Source organism: Paenibacillus sp. MT124 (assembly GCF_058792755.1).
Genome location: NZ_CM179500.1, coordinates 4,165,471 through 4,189,744 on the forward strand (window position 1 = coordinate 4,165,471; position 24,274 = coordinate 4,189,744).

General features: G+C 48.0%; 23 protein-coding genes. 6 read left to right on the forward strand and 17 right to left on the reverse strand.

The genetic code is table 11. The annotated features are described in order from the left end of the window. Positions 1-183: 183 nt before the first annotated feature. From proB to AC3RCI_RS18730, 6 genes are read left to right on the forward strand one after another with little or no spacing between them, the layout of a single operon-like run. On the forward strand, positions 184-1,287 hold the full coding sequence (proB, locus tag AC3RCI_RS18705) for a glutamate 5-kinase (protein WP_127540360.1): 1,104 nt from the start codon (positions 184-186) through the stop codon (positions 1,285-1,287). A 60-nt stretch (positions 1,288-1,347) separates the two neighbouring features. Further along, positions 1,348-2,595: a glutamate-5-semialdehyde dehydrogenase gene (locus AC3RCI_RS18710; RefSeq protein ID WP_492525971.1), complete on the forward strand. Its 1,248-nt coding sequence runs from the start codon at positions 1,348-1,350 to the stop codon at positions 2,593-2,595. Positions 2,596-2,631: 36 nt separating this feature from the next. After that, positions 2,632-3,492, forward strand: a complete 861-nt coding sequence (gene proC / locus AC3RCI_RS18715; protein ID WP_170948280.1) for a pyrroline-5-carboxylate reductase — start codon at positions 2,632-2,634, stop codon at positions 3,490-3,492. Further along, positions 3,489-4,712: a 2,3-diketo-5-methylthiopentyl-1-phosphate enolase gene (locus AC3RCI_RS18720; RefSeq protein ID WP_492525973.1), complete on the forward strand. Its 1,224-nt coding sequence runs from the start codon at positions 3,489-3,491 to the stop codon at positions 4,710-4,712. The genes proC and AC3RCI_RS18720 overlap by 4 nt, the downstream gene beginning before the upstream one ends. Continuing rightward, positions 4,709-5,386, forward strand: coding sequence for a 2-hydroxy-3-keto-5-methylthiopentenyl-1-phosphate phosphatase (locus tag AC3RCI_RS18725; RefSeq protein ID WP_154895668.1), 678 nt, complete (start codon positions 4,709-4,711; stop codon positions 5,384-5,386). Before AC3RCI_RS18720 ends, AC3RCI_RS18725 begins: the two co-directional genes overlap by 4 nt. Positions 5,387-5,388: 2 nt before the next feature. Then, positions 5,389-6,042: a methylthioribulose 1-phosphate dehydratase gene (locus AC3RCI_RS18730; protein WP_492525975.1), complete on the forward strand. Its 654-nt coding sequence runs from the start codon at positions 5,389-5,391 to the stop codon at positions 6,040-6,042. 121 nt (positions 6,043-6,163) lie between these two features. Here the strand turns inward: AC3RCI_RS18730 and AC3RCI_RS18735 are convergent, their stop codons facing one another. The 17 genes from AC3RCI_RS18735 to panB form a co-directional block, all read right to left on the reverse strand. Continuing rightward, positions 6,164-7,453, reverse strand: a complete 1,290-nt coding sequence (locus tag AC3RCI_RS18735; RefSeq protein WP_492525977.1) for a multi-tm2 domain protein — start codon at positions 7,451-7,453, stop codon at positions 6,164-6,166. Positions 7,454-7,480: 27 nt separating this feature from the next. Then, a complete protein-coding gene (locus AC3RCI_RS18740; protein WP_492525978.1) occupies positions 7,481-7,933 on the reverse strand; it encodes a hypothetical protein in 453 nt (150 codons plus the stop codon). Beyond that, on the reverse strand, positions 7,926-8,420 hold the full coding sequence (locus AC3RCI_RS18745) for an RNA polymerase sigma factor (protein ID WP_227779808.1): 495 nt from the start codon (positions 8,418-8,420) through the stop codon (positions 7,926-7,928). Before AC3RCI_RS18745 ends, AC3RCI_RS18740 begins: the two co-directional genes overlap by 8 nt. Before the next feature lie 271 nt (positions 8,421-8,691). Next, positions 8,692-9,393, reverse strand: coding sequence for a DnaD domain protein (locus tag AC3RCI_RS18750; RefSeq protein WP_492525980.1), 702 nt, complete (start codon positions 9,391-9,393; stop codon positions 8,692-8,694). Positions 9,394-9,410: 17 nt separating this feature from the next. After that, positions 9,411-10,706 (reverse strand): asparagine--tRNA ligase, encoded by a 1,296-nt coding sequence (gene asnS / locus AC3RCI_RS18755; protein ID WP_127540342.1) that lies wholly within the window; start codon positions 10,704-10,706, stop codon positions 9,411-9,413. A gap of 101 nt (positions 10,707-10,807) precedes the next feature. Next, entirely contained in the window at positions 10,808-12,013 is a 1,206-nt protein-coding gene (locus tag AC3RCI_RS18760; protein WP_095292787.1) for an acetate/propionate family kinase, read from the reverse strand. After that, positions 12,010-12,882, reverse strand: a complete 873-nt coding sequence (locus AC3RCI_RS18765) for a 3-hydroxyacyl-CoA dehydrogenase family protein (protein ID WP_095292788.1) — start codon at positions 12,880-12,882, stop codon at positions 12,010-12,012. The genes AC3RCI_RS18760 and AC3RCI_RS18765 overlap by 4 nt, the downstream gene beginning before the upstream one ends. 133 nt (positions 12,883-13,015) lie before the next feature. Beyond that, entirely contained in the window at positions 13,016-14,518 is a 1,503-nt protein-coding gene (locus AC3RCI_RS18770; protein WP_154895657.1) for an AAA family ATPase, read from the reverse strand. After that, positions 14,511-15,038, reverse strand: coding sequence for a hypothetical protein (locus AC3RCI_RS18775; RefSeq protein WP_095292793.1), 528 nt, complete (start codon positions 15,036-15,038; stop codon positions 14,511-14,513). Before AC3RCI_RS18775 ends, AC3RCI_RS18770 begins: the two co-directional genes overlap by 8 nt. A gap of 300 nt (positions 15,039-15,338) precedes the next feature. Next, positions 15,339-15,869, reverse strand: coding sequence for a hypothetical protein (locus tag AC3RCI_RS18780; RefSeq protein WP_154895653.1), 531 nt, complete (start codon positions 15,867-15,869; stop codon positions 15,339-15,341). 44 nt (positions 15,870-15,913) lie between these two features. After that, the gene (locus AC3RCI_RS18785) at positions 15,914-17,218 is read right to left on the reverse strand and encodes an amidohydrolase (protein WP_251643650.1); all 1,305 of its coding nucleotides are present in this window, start codon (positions 17,216-17,218) and stop codon (positions 15,914-15,916) included. Further along, on the reverse strand, positions 17,205-17,858 hold the full coding sequence (locus tag AC3RCI_RS18790) for a redox-sensing transcriptional repressor Rex (RefSeq protein ID WP_127540332.1): 654 nt from the start codon (positions 17,856-17,858) through the stop codon (positions 17,205-17,207). Before AC3RCI_RS18790 ends, AC3RCI_RS18785 begins: the two co-directional genes overlap by 14 nt. A gap of 182 nt (positions 17,859-18,040) precedes the next feature. Continuing rightward, positions 18,041-20,917, reverse strand: coding sequence for an ATP-dependent DNA helicase DinG (gene dinG, locus AC3RCI_RS18795; RefSeq protein WP_492525982.1), 2,877 nt, complete (start codon positions 20,915-20,917; stop codon positions 18,041-18,043). Positions 20,918-21,077: 160 nt separating this feature from the next. Beyond that, entirely contained in the window at positions 21,078-21,704 is a 627-nt protein-coding gene (locus tag AC3RCI_RS18800) for a tetratricopeptide repeat protein (RefSeq protein WP_095292805.1), read from the reverse strand. Positions 21,705-21,796: 92 nt separating this feature from the next. Beyond that, positions 21,797-22,180 (reverse strand): aspartate 1-decarboxylase, encoded by a 384-nt coding sequence (gene panD, locus AC3RCI_RS18805; protein WP_095292807.1) that lies wholly within the window; start codon positions 22,178-22,180, stop codon positions 21,797-21,799. After that, on the reverse strand, positions 22,173-23,069 hold the full coding sequence (panC, locus tag AC3RCI_RS18810; protein ID WP_492525984.1) for a pantoate--beta-alanine ligase: 897 nt from the start codon (positions 23,067-23,069) through the stop codon (positions 22,173-22,175). Before panC ends, panD begins: the two co-directional genes overlap by 8 nt. Then, positions 23,066-23,941: a 3-methyl-2-oxobutanoate hydroxymethyltransferase gene (gene panB / locus AC3RCI_RS18815; protein WP_336780843.1), complete on the reverse strand. Its 876-nt coding sequence runs from the start codon at positions 23,939-23,941 to the stop codon at positions 23,066-23,068. The genes panC and panB overlap by 4 nt, the downstream gene beginning before the upstream one ends. Positions 23,942-24,274: the final 333 nt, after the last annotated feature.

The following is a 24,274-nucleotide window of genomic DNA, read 5'->3' on the forward strand; positions in this document are numbered from 1 at the left end:
CCTGTTTATGCAGGACAGTGCCTTCTGTTACAGGGCGAGAGCCGGATGATGCAATCATCAATAAAGGTGGTACCGCGGAAGCAACAAACTTTCGTCCTTTTTACAACAAAGGACGGGAGTTTTTTTTGTACCTGGATAACGGCCCATTGGTATCTCATTCATTATGTTTAAGGAAGTGAAAGCATGTCTTCACGAATAGTAGTCAAGATTGGGAGCAGTTCGCTTACCACCGAGGAAGGCGGCCTTGACCGCAGTTCCATATCATTTTACGCCAGTGAGATCGCTTCGCTCTATGAACAGGGCCACGAAGTTCTCCTGGTCACTTCCGGAGCCGTTGCTGCCGGATTCCGTGAAATTGGTTACCCTCAGCGTCCCAAAATGCTGCATGAGAAGCAAGCGGCAGCCGCAGTAGGTCAGGCATTGTTGATGCAGGCATATCAACAGGCTTTTGCAGCGCACCGCGTTACTACAGCACAAATTTTGCTAACCAGAACCGATTTTCACAGTCGGAAACGGATGGGAAATGCAGGCATGACCGTGGAAGAGCTGCTCAGACAACGCGTCATTCCCATTTTCAACGAAAATGATACGGTATCAGTAGACGAGTTGAAATTCGGGGATAATGATCTGCTCTCTGCGCTCGTTGCCAATTTGGTGAAAGCCCAGCATCTTGTTATTCTCACGGATACCAACGGACTCTATACGGCAGATCCCCGGAAGGATCCGAGTGCTGTACGTTATGATCGAATTCCTGAAATTACAGAAGAAATCTATGCGTATGCCGGAGGTTCAGGTTCATCGGTCGGTACAGGTGGCATGCGGTCCAAGGTTGATGCAGCCAAAGTGGCAACACGAGGAGGCGTCCCTGTCTTTGTGGGCAGCGTCAAGGAACCCGGCGACTTGCAAAACGCGGTTGAGGGCTGCGGCAAGGGGACGTATTTCGAAACTCGTCTGGCCGCACTCTCCCGCAAGAAACAATGGTTAGGCTTCATGTCAACACCTCTCGGTACAGTTGTCGTGGATGCCGGTGCCGAAGATGCCCTCGTTCACGGCGGTCATAGTCTGCTGCCAGTAGGCGTCAAACGTGTGCTTGGCACATTCCACGCAGGTGACGTTGTCGAGGTCATGGGTATGGATGAAACACTACTTGGCCGAGGCATTGTCAATTATGATGATGATCAACTTCGCCTTATCGCAGGTTTGCCAAGTGGAGAAGTCATGAAGACCCTGAATGCCATCCACCGGCTTGAGGTCATCCATCGAGATGAATGGATTACGTTAAAATAACAAGTAATTGGTTGTATAGGTTAGAGACATGGACTTGCATAAATGAAGGAGGAATTTCAGATGAGTGAAGTAAGACAAAAAGCCAGCAAAGCTCAATCGTCTGTTCCACAGTTAAACCGTTTGAGTACGGACCAGAAAAATAAAGCCTTGCTTGCCATGGCGGATGCGCTTATTACGGAATCGGAATCCATTATTACGGCCAATGCGGAAGATCTCGAGCGTGGCAGAGAGCAAGGGACACCAGAATCCATGCTTGATCGTCTCGCTTTAAACAAAGAGCGTATCGCGGGAATTGCGGAGGGTTTGCGTCAGATTGTTGAACTCCCAGATCCAGTTGGTGAAGTACTGGAGTCATTTACGCGTCCAGATGGACTCCACATTGAAAAATTAAGGGTGCCGATTGGCCTGATTGGCATCATCTATGAGGCCCGTCCTAACGTTACGGTTGATGCAGCTGGGCTATGCCTCAAGACGGGCAATGCCGTTCTGCTGCGCGGGGGTTCTTCTGCCCTCTCTTCCAATCGTCGTATTGTAGAAGTACTCCATCAGGCACTAGCCAAAACAGACTTGCCGCCGGATGCGCTGCAGCTCGTGGAAGACGCTAACCGCTCTTCCGTCGATGAAATGCTCAAGCTGAATGGACTACTGGACGTCATTATTCCAAGAGGCGGTGCTTCACTGATTCGCAACGTGGTGACCAATGCAACGGTACCTGTCATCGAAACAGGCGCAGGCATCTGCCATACGTATGTGGATGAAACGGCGGATCCGGTCATGGCATCAGAAATTGCGATCAACGCAAAAGCACAGCGCCCATCCGTATGTAATTCCATGGAAACCCTGCTGATTCATGCTGCTTATGCAGAACAGCATTTGCCTGCCTTGGCCGAACAATTCCGTGAGGCGAATGTCGTATTGAAGGGTTGTGACACGACTCGTCGTCTGATCCCTACTGCCCTTCCCGTGACGGAAGAAGACTACGGTACAGAGTATAATGATTATATTTTGAATATACGAGTTGTGCAGGGTCTGGAAGAAGCCATGCAGCATATTGCCACGTATGGCACCAAACATTCCGAATGCATCGTCACCCGTGATACAGCTCATGCGGAACGCTTTTTGCATGACGTGGATGCTGCCGCCGTTTATCACAATGCTTCCACTCGCTTCACGGATGGATTCGAGTTCGGTTATGGAGCCGAAATTGGAATAAGCACACAGAAGCTGCATGCTCGTGGTCCAATGGGACTGCCTGCCCTTACTTCTACCAAATACCGCGTTACCGGCAATGGACAAATTCGGCAATAATATCGCAGCCACAGCCATATAGGAGGAACGATAACCATGAGTCAAGAACAACAGACGTTATTACAACAAAAGATTACTTTCCACGGAGCAGGTGCCATGGCAGAAGCCATTGTGCGCGGACTGATCTCCCGCCTCGTTGTACGCCCGCAGGATATTACGATGCTGAACCGGAGCAACCAGAAACGTCAGGAAGAGCTGAGTACTCGTTATGCCGTTCATACAGGAACAGCCTCCCAATCATCGGAAGTACTCTCCGCTTCTCCCGTTATTGTACTGGCCATGAAACCAAAAGACGCTGCGGCAGCTCTTCGTGAGCTTGGTCCCCTCCTGTCACCGGACCAGCTTATCGTCTCTGTCATCGCCGGATTATCCATCCGCACGATGCAGACACTGCTCGGCCGTAAACAACCGATCGCTCGATCCATGCCGAATACATCCAGTACGATTGGACTTGGTGCAACAGGACTTGCCTTCTCCGCTGAAATTACAGATGAGCAGCGCAGTACAGTCATGACGATGTTTGAAGCGGTAGGCATTGTCACCATTGTTCCGGAAGAGAAACTGGAAGTGCTCACGGGTATTTCCGGAAGCGGCCCAGCTTATGTATACTATTTGATGGAAGCCATGATTGCGGCGGGGATCCGCGGCGGACTGTCCAGCCAGCAATCCCGCGATCTGACTGTTCAAACTGTACTTGGTGCGGCGAGAATGGTTCAGCAAACGGGAGCGGAGCCCATGAAACTTCGCAGTGATGTTACCTCACCTGGAGGCGCTACACAGGCAGCACTCAAAACACTGGATGAGGGCGATTTCTTTGAAAACGTGATTGCAGCCGTCAACCGCTGCGCAGAGCGCTCACGGGAGATGGGAGCTGCTTTGGAAGGAGATTTACGATGAACAACATGTGTACTGCCACATATCGTCTGTATGATGATCGTGCAGATTTCCGCAAAAAGGCTGAATCCATTGCAGTCGGTATGACTGTCGGCAGTTGGACTGAATTGCCGCAAGCCAAGCGCGAAGCCATGCAGAAACATCTTGGCGAAGTGATTAGCGTAGAAGTTCATGAACATGAGGGCATGGCTCCAGGAGAACGATATGCAGATATTACGATCGGATATCCTGATGTGAACTTCAGCCGCGATATTCCGGCTCTGCTCGTTACCGTCTTCGGTAAAATTTCGATGGATGGTCGGATCAAGCTGACAAGACTGGGCTTCTCGGACGGATTCCTGGGTGCATTCCCTGGTCCCAAATTCGGACTGAATGGGGTTCGTGATCTGCTTGGTGTTCATGATCGTCCACTGTTAATGAGCATCTTCAAATCAGTCATTGGTCTGGATGCAGATGAGCTGCGCGAACAGTTTATCCGTCAGGCTCTGGGCGGAGTTGATCTGATCAAGGATGACGAAATTCTGTTTGAAAACAAGCTGACACCTATCGAGAAAAGAGTCGAGGTTTGCATGAAGGCTGCTGAGCAGGCCCGCCAGGAGACTGGCAAGAAATTGCTCTATGCCGCCAACCTGACTGGCCCAACTTCGCGCTTGAAGAAGCAGGCTGAACGAGCGATTGATGCGGGTGCCAATGCCCTGTTGTTTAACGTTTTGTCGTACGGATATGACGTTCTGCAGGAGCTTACAAGCGATCCGGACATTAACGTGCCAATCATGGCGCATCCTGCACTTGCTGGCGCACTGTACCCTTCACCGCATTACGGGATATCCGCTTCGGTGCTGCTGGGTCAACTAATGCGTCTTGCCGGAGCGGATCTCGTTCTCTTCCCTTCGCCTTACGGATCGGTGACCATGCCAAAAGAAGAAAATATGGCCATTACGGAGCAGCTGCTCTCCAAAGAGCTCCCGGTCAGAAGCAGTATGCCGGTTCCATCCGCTGGGATTCACCCAGGACTTGTGCCATTAATTCTCCGTGATTTTGGCACGGATGTTATCGTGAACGCCGGTGGAGGTATCCACGGACATCCAATGGGTACTGAGGCAGGTGGGCGTGCATTCTTGCAAGCCATTGAGGCGGCACAGCGTGGAATTCCGCTTGCAGAGTATGCATCTGAGCACCCCGAGTTGAAAAGTGCACTGGACCTGTGGGGTGGAGAACGATGAGAAGTGACAAGAAAACGGTCATTTTCTGTGATTTTGATGGCACGATTACCCTTTCGGACAATATTGTGGCGATCATGAAGCACTTTAAGCCTGAAGGATTTGAGGCAATCATGAAAGATACGGTGGATCAAAGCATTACCCTGCGTGAAGGGGTCGGAGCCATGTTTGCTCTGCTGCCTGCATCACAAAAGGATGAAATTGTTGAATTTGTGCTTGGACAAGCAGGCATCCGCGAGGGATTTGGCGAGTTTCTGGAATATGTTCGGAACGAAGGCATTGAATTTAATGTGACCAGTGGCGGTATGGACTTTTTTATCGAACCACTGCTTGCACCTTTTAACATTCCACATGATCACGTCTATTGTAACGGTGCAGACTTTACAGGTGATTTTATCCGAATTGAATGGCCTAATCCATGTCAGCCCCCTTGTGAGAACGGCTGTGGTATGTGCAAAACGACGGTCATCCGCACATTCCCGGAAGAACAATATAATCGGATTCTGATCGGAGACAGTCTAACCGATTTTGAAGGTGCCAAAATTGCCGATCTGGTGTACTCCCGTTCCATCCTGACAGACAAGTGCATCGAACTTGGTGTAGACCATGTCCCATTTGCTACCTTTTACGATATTATGGAAGACATGAAACAGAAGCAAACACAAGGAGTGCTGTAAAAATGGGTTTTGAGAAGATTACATTGGAACACAAACGTCAGGTGCTGGAGGAACTTGCTGAGATTAAAGCCCTCTTTGCCAGCCGCAACTGGTTCCCTGGAACAAGCGGTAACCTGTCGATGCGTGTGGGAGAGTTTGATCCCGAGCAATTTTATTTTGCCGTTACGGCTTCAGGCAAAGACAAATCTCTTCGCACGCCGGAAGATTTCCTTTTTGTCGACAAGCATGGTAAAGCGATCGAAACAACAACCCTGAAGCCAAGTGCAGAAACACTGATTCATTGTGAAATCTATCGGTTGACTGGCTGCGGGGCTGTATTCCATGTACACACTGTATTTAACAACCTGATCAGCGAGTTCTTTGGCGGAGAAGGTCATGTGCCGATCCAAGGCATTGAACTGATCAAGGCTTTTAACATTTGGGAAGAAAATGCCGAGATTCGGGTGCCGGTACTGCCTAACTTTGCTGATATTCCATCCATTGCCGAACTGGTTCCAGGTGTACTTGACCCCAAAGTGCCGGGAATTTTACTGCGCAATCACGGCATTTATGCCTGGGGCAAAGATGCATTTGAAGCCAAAAGGCATCTGGAAGCATTTGAGTTTCTGTTCGAAGTGATGTATCGTCAGCTGCTGCTGAAAGGTATTTCGAAATAGCTATCATTCCCTCATTGTTATTCAAGACCAAATCAAAAACACGCTATGACTGATTGTTCAGCTCATAGCGTGTTTTTTGGTTTGGGGCTCCGACAAGCCCGAAATTCACCTTAATTTACAATCAATTATCCCGATCCTTGAACAGGAACAGATTAGCCGAATCGTCTTCTTTCCCGTTTAGTCCGCTATGCTGCGCAATCGGACGCTGCTTACCAAAGAGCAGCTTCAATCCACCAAAAATAAGCAATAGCGAAACAATAATCGTGTTCACATAGGAACGGATTTCATATGTCATAAACAGATTAGGGAACATTTCGTTCAGTTGTGGAATGACAAGCCGGATTGCCAGATAATACACGCCAAGTGCTGCAATACCGAATCCAATCAGACGCTGATGTCTAGCCCAATCCTTAAATATCGGTTGATCCGTAAGCGGTTCGCGGCCATAACGGCTTGAACACTGTAGCCCATCAAAGAAGCTGTAGAACCAAACGAGCGGAATCATGAACAGGAAAACGGACAAATGCAGCAGGTCCAGAATATAAATGCTGCCGAGGAACAGGAACATTAATTGCATTCCTCGCTTCTGAAGACCCAGATACAGATGACCTGCCCCTGGAAAAGCTGACAAGAGGGTAGCTAACACCTTGCTGCGTCGTCCAGATGCTCTGCCCATTTCCAACTCTTCGAACAACGTACGGTCCTGCAATACTTCTCCTGCCTGCTTTCGATGTGCATGCTGTACAGCGTCAAACATGCAGTAAACCCAAATGACTGGCAGAATAAGCAGAAACATCAGAAAGGTCTCTTCATTGGTAATGGAAGCAACAAAGACCATCATCGCGAAAGAGCCAAAGAATGCGATCAAAAAGGATAGTCCCCGATGCAGCAGCCCCAGATGAAGATGTCCCAGACCTGGGATGAATGACAGTAAAATGGTAAAGAATCGTTCACCTTCACTGCCTTTGCGATACACAGGTTGGCCGTATGTACCCTCAGGAATACCATAGCCACCTGCAGAATGCTGACGCATCTCTTCCCCATTCATTGGCTCCATAACGCCATTTGGATCCGGATAGCCCTGTTCATATGGACCTCCTGGATATGGACCATATTGAGCCTCGTAGCCCCTGTAATGAGCATTACGTACAGAAGGGGTACGCAGCAGAACAATGATGATGTCCAGCATGTTGATGCACCAGAAGAAAAAGGCAGCGAGTGCTCCGAATATCATCAGGTCACGTTCATCTCCAATTACTGCCAACATGAAGGCACCTATCAAAGAGCCAAAAACGAGTAATGGGTAAATCATCGCCTTAGCGGTTCGACCCCAATAGAGAAAACCAAGACCCGGGATCACATTTAATAAAAATGCAAATATTTTGTTGCGATCTGATTGCACAGTCGTCATCCTTTCTTTTCAGGCAATGCGTATGATTTATGGTTTAGGCTTGAAGTTATCCAGCCAATTGGTGGCGGCTTCCGTCCATTTCTGTGTAAAAGATCCCCGCTGCTCGCCGTCATGGAACTTGTGATAGGGCGCTACCTTATCAAACACTCCGGAGGAGAGAAAGATTAGCGTCAGGCAAGCCGCTACAGCATAATGAAACACCTTGTGCTCCAGCCAGCGTCTGCTTCGGCCTGAACGTGATTTGCGCTTGCTTCCTGACTGGTTCAGATCCGTAATACGCTCCATGATGGAATCAGCAAAGTGGGCCGGGTTCTCCAGTTGTGGCCATGTTTGGTGAATCCCCATCGCTTCCAGATAGTTATCCATGGCTTCCGGATCTTCAATGATAGCCTTTTCCATGTTAACAGCTTGGTCACCGGTAACTCGTCCTTCAATATAATCCGTCCAGTCCTGCACACGGTACATCTCGTTTTTACTCACGCCACTCATCCTCCTTCCAATGACTTCTGATCCACTGCCGGGCACGGTACAAACGGGATTCCACGGTTTTGACAGCCACCTGGGCATCATGTGCGATCTGCTCATAATTTTTTTCGCTTAAATAATACGCTGTAATAATGTCCCTATGCTGGGCAGGCAGTTGATTAATTCGTTCACGCAGGGTTTCCTTGCGTTCTTCCCGCACGAGCCGGGCCAAAATATCTTCCTCGCTTCCAGGCAGGTTGATTATTCGTTCTTCTCCACCCAGATCTTCACTGCTTCGCCGGCCTAACTTGCGTTTTGCATCAATGGCTTTGTGAAAGGCAATTCGGGTAAGCCACGTTTTGAAGCCTTCGGAACGGTACTCGGGGAGAGATTTATACATCTGAATGAACGCCTCCTGAGCTGCATCCTGCGCCTCCTGATCGTTCCTGAGTACGGAATATGCCACATGATAAACATGCTGGCTGTACTTATCGATCAACAAGCGAAACTTGGATGCATCTCCTTGACGGATTTGTTCGATTAAGCGCGCTTCATCAATGACTCTCCCCTCCTCTCCACTACAATAGACGACAACGTTCTGGGCTGCCCCTGCGTATTTATTTAAATTTTTTTAAAATTCTTATCATAACAGTGCCTGAATAGATGATGAGTTCATCAATCACTTCATTGTAGAGATCTTCATTTCCTTCCGGAATCAAAAAACAGGCTCAGAATGTTTCTGGCCTGTTCCTTGATTTTCCTTTGCACTCAGACTAGCGTCCACCGCTGCGAAAACGCTGCGTGTATGCCTTCGCGTCCTGAACATTCTTCACCCGGTTGCGGCTCCACTCCAGCAAGATGCGGTCAATATAGCGGAAATGTACTTTACCGGCAAATACGGCTTCCTTCAGGGCCATCAGTATCAGTTCTTCCTGATAACGGTCCTGATCCAGCCAGCTGGAGATCGTTTCGCATTCCATGGGTGAAAGCGGGCGACCAAATTCTTTCTCAAAGATGGAAAACATATTACGTTCTCCCTCTTCTATTTGAACACTGTTCGAATTAGGACGTGCTGTCATGCTCATTTGCTGTTGCCTTGCGGCTGCTGCATCTTCAGCAACACATGTTGCGAGTTTGGCATACAATCCATGCAGATCGTAACGCTCATACTGAATATCCCGCTCTTCGTCCCGATGCTCATCAATGGATATATACCCATCCCTCATCAACCGTTGGAGCATTCGGGCAATACCTTCGGGGGCAAGTCCCATTCGTCCCGCCAGCTCTTCCAGGGTAGGAAACTCATTGAATTCTGCCTGACGGTAGCCGAGCAATTGAATCAGCAGAAGCACTTCGGCATCTGATAATCCGAGTTGGTGATAAAAACGCAACAAAGCATACGGGAGCTGTGCTGTCCCAGACGTTAACCCGTAAGCTACGCCACTGAGCCACGCTTTGGATCCGGTTTCTTCCATAGATTCGTGATTAATCATTAAGGGTACAGACGGTAGAGCATACGCGGGAATGCAATTGTCTCACGTACATGATCCAACCCGCAGATCCATGCTACTGTCCGCTCCAATCCCAGACCAAATCCGGAGTGAGGTACCGATCCGTATTTACGCAGATCCAGGTACCATTGATACGCCTCGTCAGACAACTTGTGCTCTTCAAAGCGCTGCTGCATCAACTCGGGATCATCGATACGTTGGGATCCGCCAATGATTTCGCCGTAACCCTCTGGTGCGATCATGTCAGCGCAGAGAACCACTTCCGGGCGATTCGGGTCCGGTTTCATGTAAAATGCCTTGATGCCAGCTGGGTAATGCGTAATAAATACAGGAGTATTATACTTCTCCGCAATCGCTGTCTCGTGTGGAGCACCGAAATCTTCTCCCCAAGGAATATCGAAGCCTTGTCCATTCAAGAACTCAATCGCTTCATCATACGTAATACGAGGGAATGGAGCTGTGATCCCTTCCAGTTTGGATACGTCACGCCCGATGGATTCCAGTTCGGCACGGCAGTTTTTCACGACAGACTGAACGACGTGTGCAATGAACTTCTCTTGTACTCGCAAACTTTCTTCGTGATCCACAAATGCCATTTCCGGCTCAATCATCCAGAACTCGATCAGATGGCGGCGAGTTTTGGATTTCTCGGCACGGAACGTTGGTCCGAAGGAATATACTTTACCCAGCGCCATTGCTGCAGCTTCCATGTACAATTGGCCACTTTGTGTAAGATAAGCATCCTCATCAAAATATTTGATGTGGAACAGGTTGGTTGTTCCCTCAGCGGACGAAGGAGTCAGAATCGGAGGATCAACCTGAGTGAATCCGTTACCATCAAAAAACTGCTGAACTGCACGGATAATCTCTGCACGAATCACCATAACAGCACGTTGCTTCGTAGAACGCAGCCATAGATGACGATGATCCATCAAGAAGTCCACACCATGCTCTTTCGGTGTAATCGGATAGTTTTCAGTCAAATGAATGATCTCGACGCCCGTAACCGTCATTTCATATCCGGATGCGCTGCGCGGTTCTTCACGAATAATTCCTGTTACATACAAGGAACTTTCTTGCGTGAGGCTTTTGGCATCATTCCATACCTCTTCGCTAACTTCACTTTTTACGACAACACCTTGAATATATCCGGTTCCATCGCGCAGCTGCAAAAATTGAATTTTGCCGCTGGAACGTTTGTTATTAATCCAGGCACCGATCTTCACGGTTTCGCCCACATGCTCATTCACATTACGAATTACACAATCCGTACTCATGCCCATATCTCCCCTTGGTTCCTAAATTTGAAAATGCAGCGGGCAGGCCTCAGCCTGTCCCCTGCACTTCCTTGACATGCTATATTCACTTTACAATTAGATTACTTAGAATTCAATACGATTCGGTGTGTATCACGTGCAATCACCAATTCTTCATTGGTAGGTACAACGAGAACCTCAACCTTGGAGTTTGCTGTTGTGATTCGGCGCGGTTCGCCGGAACGGATGGCATTGAGAGCTTCATCCACTTCCACACCCAGGTAAGTAAGCTGCTCGCATACTTTTTGGCGAAGAACGACGGAGTTCTCGCCCACACCTGCTGTAAATACAATCACGTCCACACCGTTCATTGCTGCTGCATATGAACCGATGTATTTACGCAAACGATATTCGTACATTTCGAATGCAAGGGTGGAGTTCGCATCACCGTTCTCCATTCCTTCCGTAATCTCACGCATGTCACTGCTGATGCCCGAGATGGCAAGCAGTCCGCTATGTTTGTTCAACATGGAGTTCACTTCGCTCACGCTCAGTTCTTCCTTGTTCATTACGTAAGGCACGATGGCCGGGTCAAGGTCACCACTGCGCGTTCCCATCATCAGACCTTCAAGCGGAGTCATACCCATGGATGTATCTACGGATACGCCACCTTTTACTGCCGTTACGCTGCCGCCGTTACCGACGTGGCAAGTGATGATTTTGAGATCTTCTACTGGACGGCCTACATACTCAGCTGCCGTCTTGCTTACGTAGTCATGGGAAGTACCGTGGGCACCGTAACGACGCACTTTATATTTTTTGTACAGTACACGCGGAATCGCGTAGAGATATGCTTTCTCAGGCATCGTCTGATGGAATGCTGTATCAAATACCATGACCTGAGGTACACCTGGCATATTAAGTTCAGCCGCACGAATACCCATCATTGCTGCTGGGTTGTGAAGTGGTGCCAAATCGAACAAGCGGCGAATTTCAGCCTTCGCTGCATCGTCAACGAGTGCGGATTCCTTGAAGGCTTCCCCGCCGTGAACGACACGGTGTCCAACAGCCTGAATCTCATCGACTGAACCGAGCACGCCGTTTTCTTTATCTGTCAAAATATCGATAACTTTACGAATTGCCGTAGTATGCTCCAGAATTTCACTGACTTCAGTAACATCCTCACGGCCCGTCGGTTTGTGCGTAAGAATGGAGGAATCCATCCCGATCCGTTCAACCAGTCCTTTAGCGAGTACGGACTCATCTGTCATGTCATACAATTGATATTTAAGCGAGGAGCTCCCCGCGTTGATTACGAGAATTTTCACAGCCGGTCACCATCCTTGTCGTACTTGAAGAATCCTTCGCCCGTCTTAACACCGAGATGTCCTGCACGTACCATTTTCTTCAATACGGTAGAAGGACGATATTTGAGCTCTCCGAACTCACGGAACATTCTTTCCAGCGCAGCTTCAACGGAGTCCAATCCGAAACGGTCAGCCATTTCAAGCGGGCCATGCTGGAAGTTGTATCCGATACGCATTGCATCATCAATATCTTCAGCAGAAGCAACGCCTTCTTGAAGGACATGAAGAGCTTCATTGATCAGCAAGCAAATCAGTCTGGACGTAACGAATCCAGGGGATTCATAGATCATTACACCTTTTTTGTCTACAACCTCTTCCACAAATCTTCTTGTTTCATCGAAAGTGGAATCCGATGTTTTCAAACCACGAATAATTTCTACAAGGTCAACCCGGGAAACCGGGTGAATAAAGTGCATACCAATAACACGCTCTGGGTACTTGGTCGAGCTTGCAAGCTCGGTCAAACTCAGCGTGGATGTATTACTTGCAAGAATAACATTGCTTGGGCAAACCTGATCCAATTGGCTGAATACCGCCTTTTTGGCTTCCAGATCTTCAGAAATCGTTTCGATAACCATATCGCATGATCCCAGTTCTGCCAGATGAGCAACTTTGGTAATACGGGATAAAATCAATTTTTTCTCGGCTTTGGTAATAGCCCATTTCTCTAATTGCTTATCGAGGTTTGTTTCAATCATGTCATATGCATGGTTAAGCTTCTCCGCTGTGTGCTCCACCAGAAGCACATCAAGTCCTTTGGCTGCAAGCATTTGGGAAATGCCTTGTCCCATGGTGCCGCCGCCGACAACTCCTATTTTTTTAAAAAACATGGTTCTGCTCCATCCTTTCGGTTCTCTATTTCTCTATTGTACCCTGTTCGCCGAAAATTACAAATTTCGACCCAACATATAATAATATCTTAGCACGAGTGAAAAGTAAAAAAAAATAACCGGCATAAATAAATTATGCCGGTAAAAGGGCGCTGTCACGAAATTGACAACGAAATTGCTCCCCAGACAAAACTTCTTCTCTCATCAGCGTATCCAATGAATTGTCGAAAATTGTCCGTTGTTCTTCGAGCAGACGTTTGGTCTGATCCATCAGATCCTGCAGAATCATTTTATTTTCGCGCATGAGCTCTTCTGTTGTAACCATATCCATGTTTACAATACCAAGCGAGGTCAGACCCGAAGCCATCATCGTCTGTACAACATTGGTCGCCTGTTCAAAGTCATTGCGTGAACCGGTACTGCGACCACCGTAGTACATTTCTTCTGCTGCTGCACCGCCAAGTGCAATCATGATCTGTTCTTCCAGAAAACGCTTGGTGTATAGGAATTGCTCCTGCTGCGGATTGTGACGTACATAACCGAGTGCCTGTCCACGCGGGCTGAGAGCAACCTGGCTTACGCTGCCAGGACGTACGAGCTCTGCCATGATGGCATGTCCCAATTCGTGAATGGCTACCCGTTTTTTCTCTTCAACACTGGATTCACGATCTGTCTTCTCACCCATCATGACTTTATCAATCGCCAGAGACAAGTGGCGCTGTTCAATGTTGAGCAGTCCATCTCTCATGGCGTAGATTGCTGCTTCATTCATGACACTTTCAAGCTGTGCACCTGAAAAGCCGTAGGATTCCTCTGCTGTTTTCTCCAGGTTTACACCTTCCATAAGAGGTTTATTCACCGCATGGAGCTCTAAAATATGTTTTCTGCCTTTCTTATCAGGCAGGTCCACCTGGATATGACGGTCAAAACGTCCCGGACGAGTTAAGGCGCTGTCCAGCATTTCCTTACGGTTTGTTGCTGCAATAACGAGAATACGCGGTGTATCAGATGTATAAATTCCGTCCATTTCCGTTAACAGCTGATTGAGCGTCTGGTCATACTCACGCTGCTGACCGCCTTCACGTTTACCACCAATAACATCAATCTCATCGATAAAGATAATGGCGTTCTCTTTGTTTTCTTTCGCGGCACGTGTTCTGGCATCACGAAACAAATCACGAATTCTTCCAGCACCTACGCCGACGTACATTTCTACGAACTCACTGCCTGAAGCGGCAACGAATACGGAATCAGTATAATGTGCAGCCGCTTTGGCCATCAGGGTTTTCCCTGTTCCTGGAGGGCCTGTAAGCAGGATCCCCTTCAATGGGCGAATCCCGAACTTCTGAATTTCTTCATGTTTGATGAGAAAATCAAGAGCTTCCCGCAGCTCCTGCTTGGCACTATCCTGGCCGCCAATTTCTTCAAACGTCAGCTTGGTGGGTCCTTTTTTCTTGCGCTTACGTTCCTGACCCGCTCCAACGGTAATGCCACCCCGCATCTGCATCATAAGCAGCAATCCGCCCACAACCGCTGCTGCGATCAGAATCGGAAAGATATTCACACCAATAAAAGCGAGAAAGATAATCAACACGGGGACAAAACCAATGGCAACTTCCTTCGTCCATTTAGGCATTAGGCCACACTCCTATCTGGCCGGGTACACGCGGCAGAATAATAAACTTGCTGGCATCTCCGTCTCTAAGACTTACATATACGTTATTGTCATCCATGGCTGTATTCACTTGAATACCATTGGTCGCCATCTTGGATAATGTTGGTGTAATTTCGGTGTACTGCTTGTTCTCCATCGCCTGAGCGACGGTAAACATTGCATCGCCCCACCAGTTCTCCAGGGCTTCATTCGAATGATCAACGACATCAAGTTTCAATGAGCGCGAGCCGATCAGGGTCTGTCCTTCTTTCTGAATATATTGAACCAATCTGCCCAAATCTACATTTGGTTGCAAATCAAGTTTCAATTGTACATCATTGCGGTTAATAGTTAACTGAACATCATTAACCCCTTCATACTGGGTTACCATTTTTTCAATCGGATTCTGCATGGCCACCTGACGATACACAAACCAACCTCCAAACAACACAACGGCTGAAATGACGGCAGTTAAAGCAATAGGCAATACTTTTAGCTTCAAGTGAGTTTCCCCTCCCAAATTTTTGGCCCATCCCTATAGCTTATAGGCATAATATGAATTGTGTACGAATGACCTGTGATGTGCCCAACAGGTTTTATTTCCTGTTTGATGTAACCTTGAATACATATTTGAGTATATCACATCGTATATACAATTTCGAAGGCGAAAATATGAATAAATTATTAATTTTAACTATTCAAATCCAGAATAATTTTCGAGATACGCCAAAAAACCGGATCAGGCGGGGTTCCGTCTGCCGGTTCTTTGAAGATTTTACCTGAAAAATCTCTGAATATCTGTTTAACTGTTTGGAATCGTATAGACCAAATCAACCTGTTCTCCATTGCTGAAGCGATAGAATCGATAATAGTTGTGCGTATCATCTTTGTAATAAACTTGCCATACATAGACGCCATTGACGACTCCAGGCATAATTCGTTTGATCTCTCCGCCCGGTACTTCAGAGCTGAATCGATTGCGAACTTGTGCTTCCGATAACCCGTTCTGCAGCAATTCACTGTGCACAGCGTTGCTTCCTGTGACCGGTTTATTGGTTGCATCAAACTTAACCCAGACGGCGATGTCCTGATTATTTTTATTTTTGGCCATCATCGTCCAGTAAATGTTATCTTCGCCTTCTTTTTGACCCCAGACGTATTTTCGGAGATCCTCATAAGAAGTTATCCCGAGCTGCTCCTGCGCCGCTTGAATAGCTAGCGCTTCTTCGTTGCGCTGGTCCTGGGTAATATAGACATAGAAGCGCTGTAATCCAAACAGAATCAAAACCAGGATGAGCAGCGAGATCCAGATCCATTTCTTTTTTCTTTTCAAAAGCCGAACTTCCTTTCCCCTATGACGCTGCTGCTATTCTGAAATTAACGGGCGAGCAGTCCGTCAAATGCAAGTTGAGACTCGCGCAGAATGCGCTCTTCATCCATAGTAAGACATTCACCATGTTTCACCAGCTGTTTGCCGTCAACCCATACATGCTCCACATCCTTGGCTGAAGCGGAGTAAATGGTATGAGAGATTAGATCCGTGTGCGGATAGAAGTGTGCTTGTTCAATATTTAGCGCAATGAAATCAGCCTTCATGCCGACTTGAAGTGCTCCCGTATTGTTCAGGAAGATGGACTTGGCACCATACCCCGTTCCAAGTAGCAGCGCTTCTCCCGCTGGAACCGCTGTTGGGTCACCGGATACTCCCTTATGAATCAAAGCAGCCAGTCTCATCTCTTCAAACATATCCAGGTTGTTGTTGCTTGCTGGTCCGTCTGTTCCGAGAGATACGGTTACTCCAGCTTTCAGCAGATCCGGAACACGCGCAACACCCGAAGCAAGCTTCAGGTTGCTTCCCGGATTGTGAGAGACCGCTACATCATGGCGTGCCAGAATTTCAATCTCCTCATCATTCAAATGTACGGCGTGAGCTACAAGAGAAGGTCGAGAGAAGAAACCGAGCTTTTCCAGATGTGCCACTGGACGCAGTCCATAATCCGTTACATTCTGTTCGACTTCGCGAAGGGTTTCCGACATATGGGTGTGCAGCGGCAGATCCAGATCATGTGCAACCTGTACCAGCTTCTCTATGTAATCCGGAGGGCAAGTATACGGCGCATGCGGTGAGATGATCGTCGTAATTCGACCACCAGCCTGTCCGTTCCACTCGCGTGCAAACGCAGCCGATTCTTGCAGTTTGCGCATTTGCTCTTCTTCGGAACAGAGACCAATGACACCACGTGCCAATGCGGCACGAATCCCGGATTGTTCAACCACTTTTGCCACCTGGTCCATATGATCATACATATCCAGGAATGCCGTTGTTCCGCCTTTCAGCATTTCTAATACAGAAAGCGAGGTGCCCCAATACACGTCCTCAGACGTCATTTTCGCCTCCATAGGCCACATTTTCTCCTGAAGCCATACTTGCAGGGCCAGATCGTCCCCGTGACCTCTCAGAAGGGACATGGCTGCGTGACCATGCGTATTGATCAGACCCGGCAAAAAGACCAGTCCTTTGCCATCAACCTTCGGCAGGCTCTCATCTCCATCCGGCAGTGTCTCACCAATATGCACAATCTTGTCATCTTCAACGACCATATATCCTTGAACCACGGTCCATTCCGTACCACTATTTACAGCAAATTTGCCGTTATGAATTACCCATCTATTTGTCGTCATCTTCCTCGTCGTCCTTTCCGTTCTCCAGATAATAAGCAAGGCTAAGCAGATCCGTTGTAAAATCAGCATGATGAATACGGACGTGCGGTGGTGTTTTCAAGATGGTTGGTGCAAAGTTCAGAATCGCTTCAATGCCGGATTCCACGAGCTGATCGGCTACGTTCTGAGCTTCGGTATCCGGAACGGTAATGATACCAATACGAATATTATCTTTTTTGACCGAGTCCGTTAGTTCATTCATGGGCTGTACTTTCAGGCTGTTAATCTGACTGCCGATCTTAGGACCGTATGCATCGAAAACAGCAACAATTTTCATGTTGTCTTTCAGATAGGCGTTGTAATTGGACAATGCATGTCCCAAGTTACCAGCTCCGACCAGAGCAACATTGATTTGCTGATCAATTTTCAATATATGACGGATTTTCTCGATTAGATACGATACGTCATATCCAATGCCTTTGCGACCGAAGTCCCCAAAGTATGCAAGGTCTTTGCGAATCTGGGCAGGATTAAGATCCAGGCGTAGTCCCAGTTCCTGTGATGACACCGTGCCCACCTCACGTTGATGCAGTTCATTCAAATAGCGCAAGTAAACAGGCAATCTGCGTACCACAGCTTCCGAAATTTTATCTGATTTCATTACATTACTCCCCCTTACCAAGGCCACAATAGATAAATAAAAATGTAGCATCCCGCATAACCTTTTTCGTTTCCGAATGAAATCATGCAAGATGCCTTATAAGATATCAAGTTAAAAGTGCTTCAAAAATAATTCACACTTTAATAAAGTTTACAGCGAGAAGCCCTTATTGCGCAACGATGTCACTCCTGATTCGAAGCAGACGCGTCCTGAGCCGGCGTTTCCAGCCACTCGCTAATCCGTGGAACCATCTGTTCAGTCAGCATATGTTCCATTTTGGGACCAGGTAATGAATATAGGAAATACTTTCCGTAATAAGACTCAATGACCCGTGTATCGTAAACGATGACTATACCCCGATCCTTAGCCGTACGAACAAGCCTGCCGAATCCCTGCTTGAAACGAATGACGGCCTGTGGAACAGACAGCTTCATAAACGGATTCTTTTTCTGTTCCTGCAGCAGTTCACTCTTCGCCTCGACGAGTGGATGGTTCGGTGGCTGGAAAGGCAATCTGACAATGGCCAGACATGTTAAAGCCTCTCCAGGGATATCTACTCCTTCCCAGAAACTGCTGGTGCCCAGCAGAACGGTTGCTTTCGCATCCTGGAACCTGCGGGTTAACTTGGAACGACTACCACTATCAACGCCTTGACCGAGCAGCGAAATATCGTTACCCGACAGCGCTTCTTTTAATGGGTCATACACCTGGCGCAGCATTCGGTATGAAGTAAAGAGCACCATCATACGGCCCCTTGTCGCAATAGCCGTTTCGGCCAGAGATCGTACAAGCATGTCGACAAAGTGAGCATCCCCCACACTGCCTTTTACGCTTGGGAAATCACGAGGGATGACCAGCAAAGCCTGGTCCCTATACCGGAATGGCGATGGCAGCATGGACGTCAGCAAACGGTTATTATCGGCTGCTTCCTGCAAGCCAAGCTGTTCAATCATGAACTGAAATGACTTATCGACCGATAGCGTAGCCGAAGTAAGGACAACGCTTTTCTTTTTATCGAAGAACATGTCCTTCAACTGTGCACTAACATCGACAGGAACGGCATACAGCTGCAGTGATTTGCTGCGGAACTGGCCGCTTGCCTCCATCCAGTATACCGTTTTGGCATCATCCATTCGCATGAAGAAACGTAGGTTTTCTTTGAGCGTTGCCAAATCCTTAAGCAGACCTGTAATGTCCGTGATCAAGCTATCCGATTGATAATCGTCCTGGTCTTCTTTGACTTCAAGAAGCAGCTTGTCTCCCTTGCGGATCAAGTCCCCCAGTGTGACATAAATCTGGTTCTCGTAATCCTGCAGCTCCTGCCACTTTGCCGGTTTCATTGAAGGCTTCAGTCTAAGGGAAAATTGCCCTGTTTCTCCGGGAGAAGCATCACTCCGCTCAGGCAGCAGGTTAAACAAGGCATCGCTCAAACGATCCCACATCTCTTTGACTTCAACAGCAAGCGGGAACATCTGGTCAATGACTGAGCCCCACTGCACCGAATTTTCATGCCCCGCAAGTTGTGTTCGCAGCATGGGAAGCTGACCGTTCCGACTATCCTTAAACAATCGGGTCAGGGTATGAACCAACGTGAAATATTTCATGTGAAGACCCAGGTGCTTACCCGCCACATCCTCGAGATGATGAGCCTCGTCGATTACGAGACTATCGTAAGCAGGAAGAAGCTGATGAGCTGCTTTTACATCCGTAAACAATTTGGAATGATTCGTAATGACGATATCAGACAATCCTGCTTCATGCTTCGCCCGATGGTAGAAGCACTTCCTGAACCAAGGACAAGAACGTCCCAGGCAGGATTCCGATTCGCTCTGTACCGTTTCCCAGAAGTCCCCACCGCGCGCACTGAGGTTCAGCTCCTCGTCATCTCCAGTCTCTGTCTGGGTGAGCCACACAATCATCTGAGCCGCTGTAAAGTAATCTTCTTTCGGTGTAGCAAACTCACGTTTGTTAATCTTGTGCTCAAACTTTCGCAGACACAGGTAGTGCCCCCGACCTTTAAACACGGCAGCCTTAAACGGAAAAGGCACCACTTTGGTCAGCAGCGGGATATCACGCTCCCGAAGCTGTTCCTGCAGGTTGATGGTATGCGTGCTAACCATTACTTTTCGTTCCTGCTTCACACTTTCATATATGGCCGGCAGCAAGTACCCCAGGGATTTCCCCGTACCCGTACCTGCTTCAATTAACAAATGCTTTTCTTCGTCCAGCGCTTGCCTTACACTGCTGAACATCTGTGTCTGTGCCTCGCGTTCTTCATAGTGATCCAGGGTATCCTGCAGATTGGCCCGGACCTGATCCATATACTGCTCAAAACTTACACCTTCGAGCGGATTACCTTCGCGTTCATCGCGTGGAGCACCGATCTCAGTCCAATCACTCACATTCAAGGCCAATTGGCGGTAATACGTATGTCCATCCAGATCCTGTATGGGCTCTGCTTCCTTCTCACTGCGCATGCCGTCGAAGAACCAGCCCAGATCGCTGTCCTCAGGTGCAAACAGGTCGCTGAGACGCTGTATCGTAATCAATGGCAGTTGACGCAGTTCATCCAAACACTTCAGGAGCACATAGGCCGTTGCCAAAGCATCACTGTCTGCCTGATGAGGACGGTCGTGCTGGAATCCGAATTCTGAAGATACATACCCCAGTTGATAAGAACCAAGTGAAGGAAATGAAATTTTGAGAAAATCAATGGTATCCAGAATACGTCCGGTGAACGGCAAGTAGCCGCATCGGTCAAGCGCATTCTGAAGGAAATGAAAATCAAAAGCCACGTTGTGTCCCACAAGGACAACATCGTCAAGCAGCGGAACCATCTCCATCATCATCTCTTCGAGTGAGGGAGCGTCCGCCACATCTTCGTCAGTAATCCCGGTTAATCCCGTAATAAATGGAGGAATAGGCACACCAGGTTTTACATAAGAACTATATATTTGAGTTATGCTGTAGTCATGATCTATGATGGCAAGTCCGGCTTGGATAATCTCACCGTCGGACTGCGTGCCGGTTGTTTCGAAATCCAATACGGCAAATTTCATTGCAATGTACAAGTCCCTTCCATTCCAGTCTATGTTACAGCATAGCAAAAAAACGGGCATTTGAAAATTAACTGACAAAAAAGGCGGTGTTCCCTCCATGATCTTAAAGGAGAAAACACCGTCTTGATGCCGCTGCACTGCACTTGAATTTCAAGTACGGTCAGCTTATTCCATATTGCAGTTGTCCGCTGTTCAGCCTGCAGGCTTCCATATTATACAACGGTTCGGTCAACGTCGGGTCATGCTGGAGTGCCTGTGCAAACAAGGAACATGCTCCTTTGGGATTCGCCATCTTGGCTTCGAGGCAGCCCAGTGCATTACAGGCTAACCCCTTCAGCCTCGGAGAACCATTCAGGTGCACGATGAGCCGCAGGTGACTTCCCGCTTCCGCGGTTTGATTGAGGTTCATATGCGCAAGTCCCAGATAGTACCGAGTCAGTGCACTATCCGGATATTCGGCAATAATTTGTGAGAACTGCACAATCGCCTGTGGATACATCTGTAACTTGAAGTATCCCTGACCGCGACTAAAGGATTCCAAATGGATTTCAGGCAGAGCCGTGACGGCTTCCTGTTCCGGTTGGAGTGCCACCGGCTGTTCTAAATCCCTGACCTGACTCATCTTCTCCTCAAACATCAGCCACTCATCAATCATCCCGTCACTCATCCGCTTCAGCAAGTTCCACTTTTGCAGCAGTTCCTGTTTGTTCAGACCTTCAGCGGAAGGGTAGCGCTTGATAATTTCATCTAACATGTCGTTCATTTCGGCGAAAACATGCTGGAACATCGATGCATCCCCACCCTTGAAAAAATGGATTAGTGCGTGACCTGTACTCATTTTTTGCAAGGTGGACCGATTTCATTCCCCTTACCAGTGGATTACATAATTGTCGCGTGAACTTCCTGCTTCATGGTTTGCACAGGTTTGTTTTGACCGTCCACAAAAACCACAGTAGGTTTGTGCGTATTCGCTTCTTCCTGAGACATCATTGCATATGAAATGATAATAACCGTGTCTCCTGGCTGCACAAGCCGTGCAGCTGCACCATTCAGACAGATTACTCCGCTGCCGCGTGGTCCGGGAATTACATAGGTCTCGAGCCGTGCACCATTGTTGTTGTTTACAATTTGTACTTTTTCATTTTCCATCAGATCAGACGTTTCCATCAGATCTTCATCAATGGTAATGCTCCCCACATAATTCAGGTTGGCTTCAGTAACGGTGGCACGGTGAATTTTGGACTTCATCAATGTTCTAAACATGGGACAGTACCTCCGCTCTTTGCAATCTTGTATTATCAATCAGTCTCGTTTTGCCAAATTTCACAGCCAGCGCAATCAGGATATCATCTCGTCCATGCACTTTTTCATCATCAGCAAGCGGCTCCAGACTCGGAAAAGCCTGAATCTCGGCATAATCAATAACAGCACGGGAGGAACGCCCGATGTTCTCACGCAGAATACGCCGTATATCCGCAGCAGTCGTATCAGCACTTGTATCCACTGCTTCTTGAGCCGCACGCAGCGCCTTGGACAGGACCAAAGCTTCCTGACGATCTTCAGCACTCAAATAGACATTACGCGAACTAAGTGCCAAGCCATCCTGCTCCCGTACAATCGGACATGGAACAATCTCAACAGGCATATTCAGATCATTAACCATTTGCTGGATGACTGCTACCTGCTGTGCGTCTTTCATTCCGAAAAATGCGCGCTGTGGCTGGACAATGTTAAACAGCTTCGACACCACTGTTGTCACTCCGTCAAAGTGTCCTGGACGGGAAGCACCGCACAGCCGGTCAGTCAAACTTGACACCGATACTGTTGTTTGTGTCTGCTGTGGATACATCTCTTCAACGGAGGGAATAAATACGATATCCACTCCCTGCGCACGCGCCGTCTCCACATCTCTGGCTTCATCCCGAGGGTAGCTGTCAAAGTCTTCATTTGGCCCAAACTGAATCGGATTTACAAAAATACTTAATACGACAATATCACTTTGCTGTTTGGCAGCATGCATCAGGCTTGCATGACCTTCATGAAGATATCCCATCGTAGGCACCAAGCCTACAATAGACTCTCTGGATTGTGTAGCTTGACGCTTCAAACCAATTTCCTGTCTAAGTTCTGTGATGGTCCGAATCACTTTCATGAGTTGCTCTCCACCTTTTCTTTGCGATGTCCATACAGCTGCTCCACAACGCCGTCTGCGGCAGTAAATACATGTTCCTCCGCAGGGAAGGAACGGTCTTTGACTTCCTTGACATAAGCTCCAATGCTGTTACGAATCAGCGTACCTACATCGCCGTATGTTTTAACAAAGCGTTTCGGCATGTATGGAGAGGCATACTGAACCACATCATGGAATACCAAAACCTGACCGTCACATCCACGTCCTGCTCCGATACCAATAGTGGGAATGGACAGTTCCTCCGAAATAGCTCTTGCCACTTCTTCGGTAACGAGTTCAAGCACAATGCCGAAGGCTCCCGCGGCTTCGAGTGCCTTGGCTTCATCCATTAATCTTCTGGCATCTGCTGCATCCTTACCCTGGATCCGATATCCCCCGATCTGATTCACCGATTGCGGTGTCAGTCCAATGTGTCCCAGAACCGGTACGCCGGCTTGCACTACAGCCTTAACGGTATCCGCGATCTCCACGCCGCCTTCCATTTTGACTGCATGCGCATGACCTTCCTGCATCAAACGACGAACACCCTTCAGCGTTTCATCCACACTGCCGTGATAGGTCATGAACGGCATATCCGCTACGATGAATGTGTTTCCTGCACCCCTTACAACAGAGCGGGTATGATATACCATATCGTCTATCGTCACAGGCAGGGTGGAATCATAACCCAGCACTACATTGCCGAGCGAATCCCCGACCAAAATCATGTCAATGCCTGCTTCTTCCGCAAGCAGGGCCGTTGGATAATCGTAAGCCGTAATCATGCTGAGGGGCACGCCATCCTGCTTGTATTTTTTCATTTTCACAATATTCAACGCTTGTTTGTTAGCCATTTTCTTCATGGCTCCTTTCTCCTTTTCAATTCAGAACGCAACAAAAAAACCTTTTAGTTTTCCACTAAAAAGTCCCGAAAAGTCAAAAAAGAGTCACTTGCGATCGTCCCTTCTGTCTCGGTCCTCTTCGGCTCAGAGCAGAATCCAACAACTCACTTAACACATTTTCCATTTTGCTATGCATCTGTTCATGATCAAGCCAATCAGGCATACTGTTGCTGGAGTGCAATTCGGTCTGCAATAGCCGATATCGCCTCACGAACACAGTATACCAAAGATCAGCCCAAACTTCACGTGTTATGTTCATTATTTTAGTGGAAATTCGACAATTTC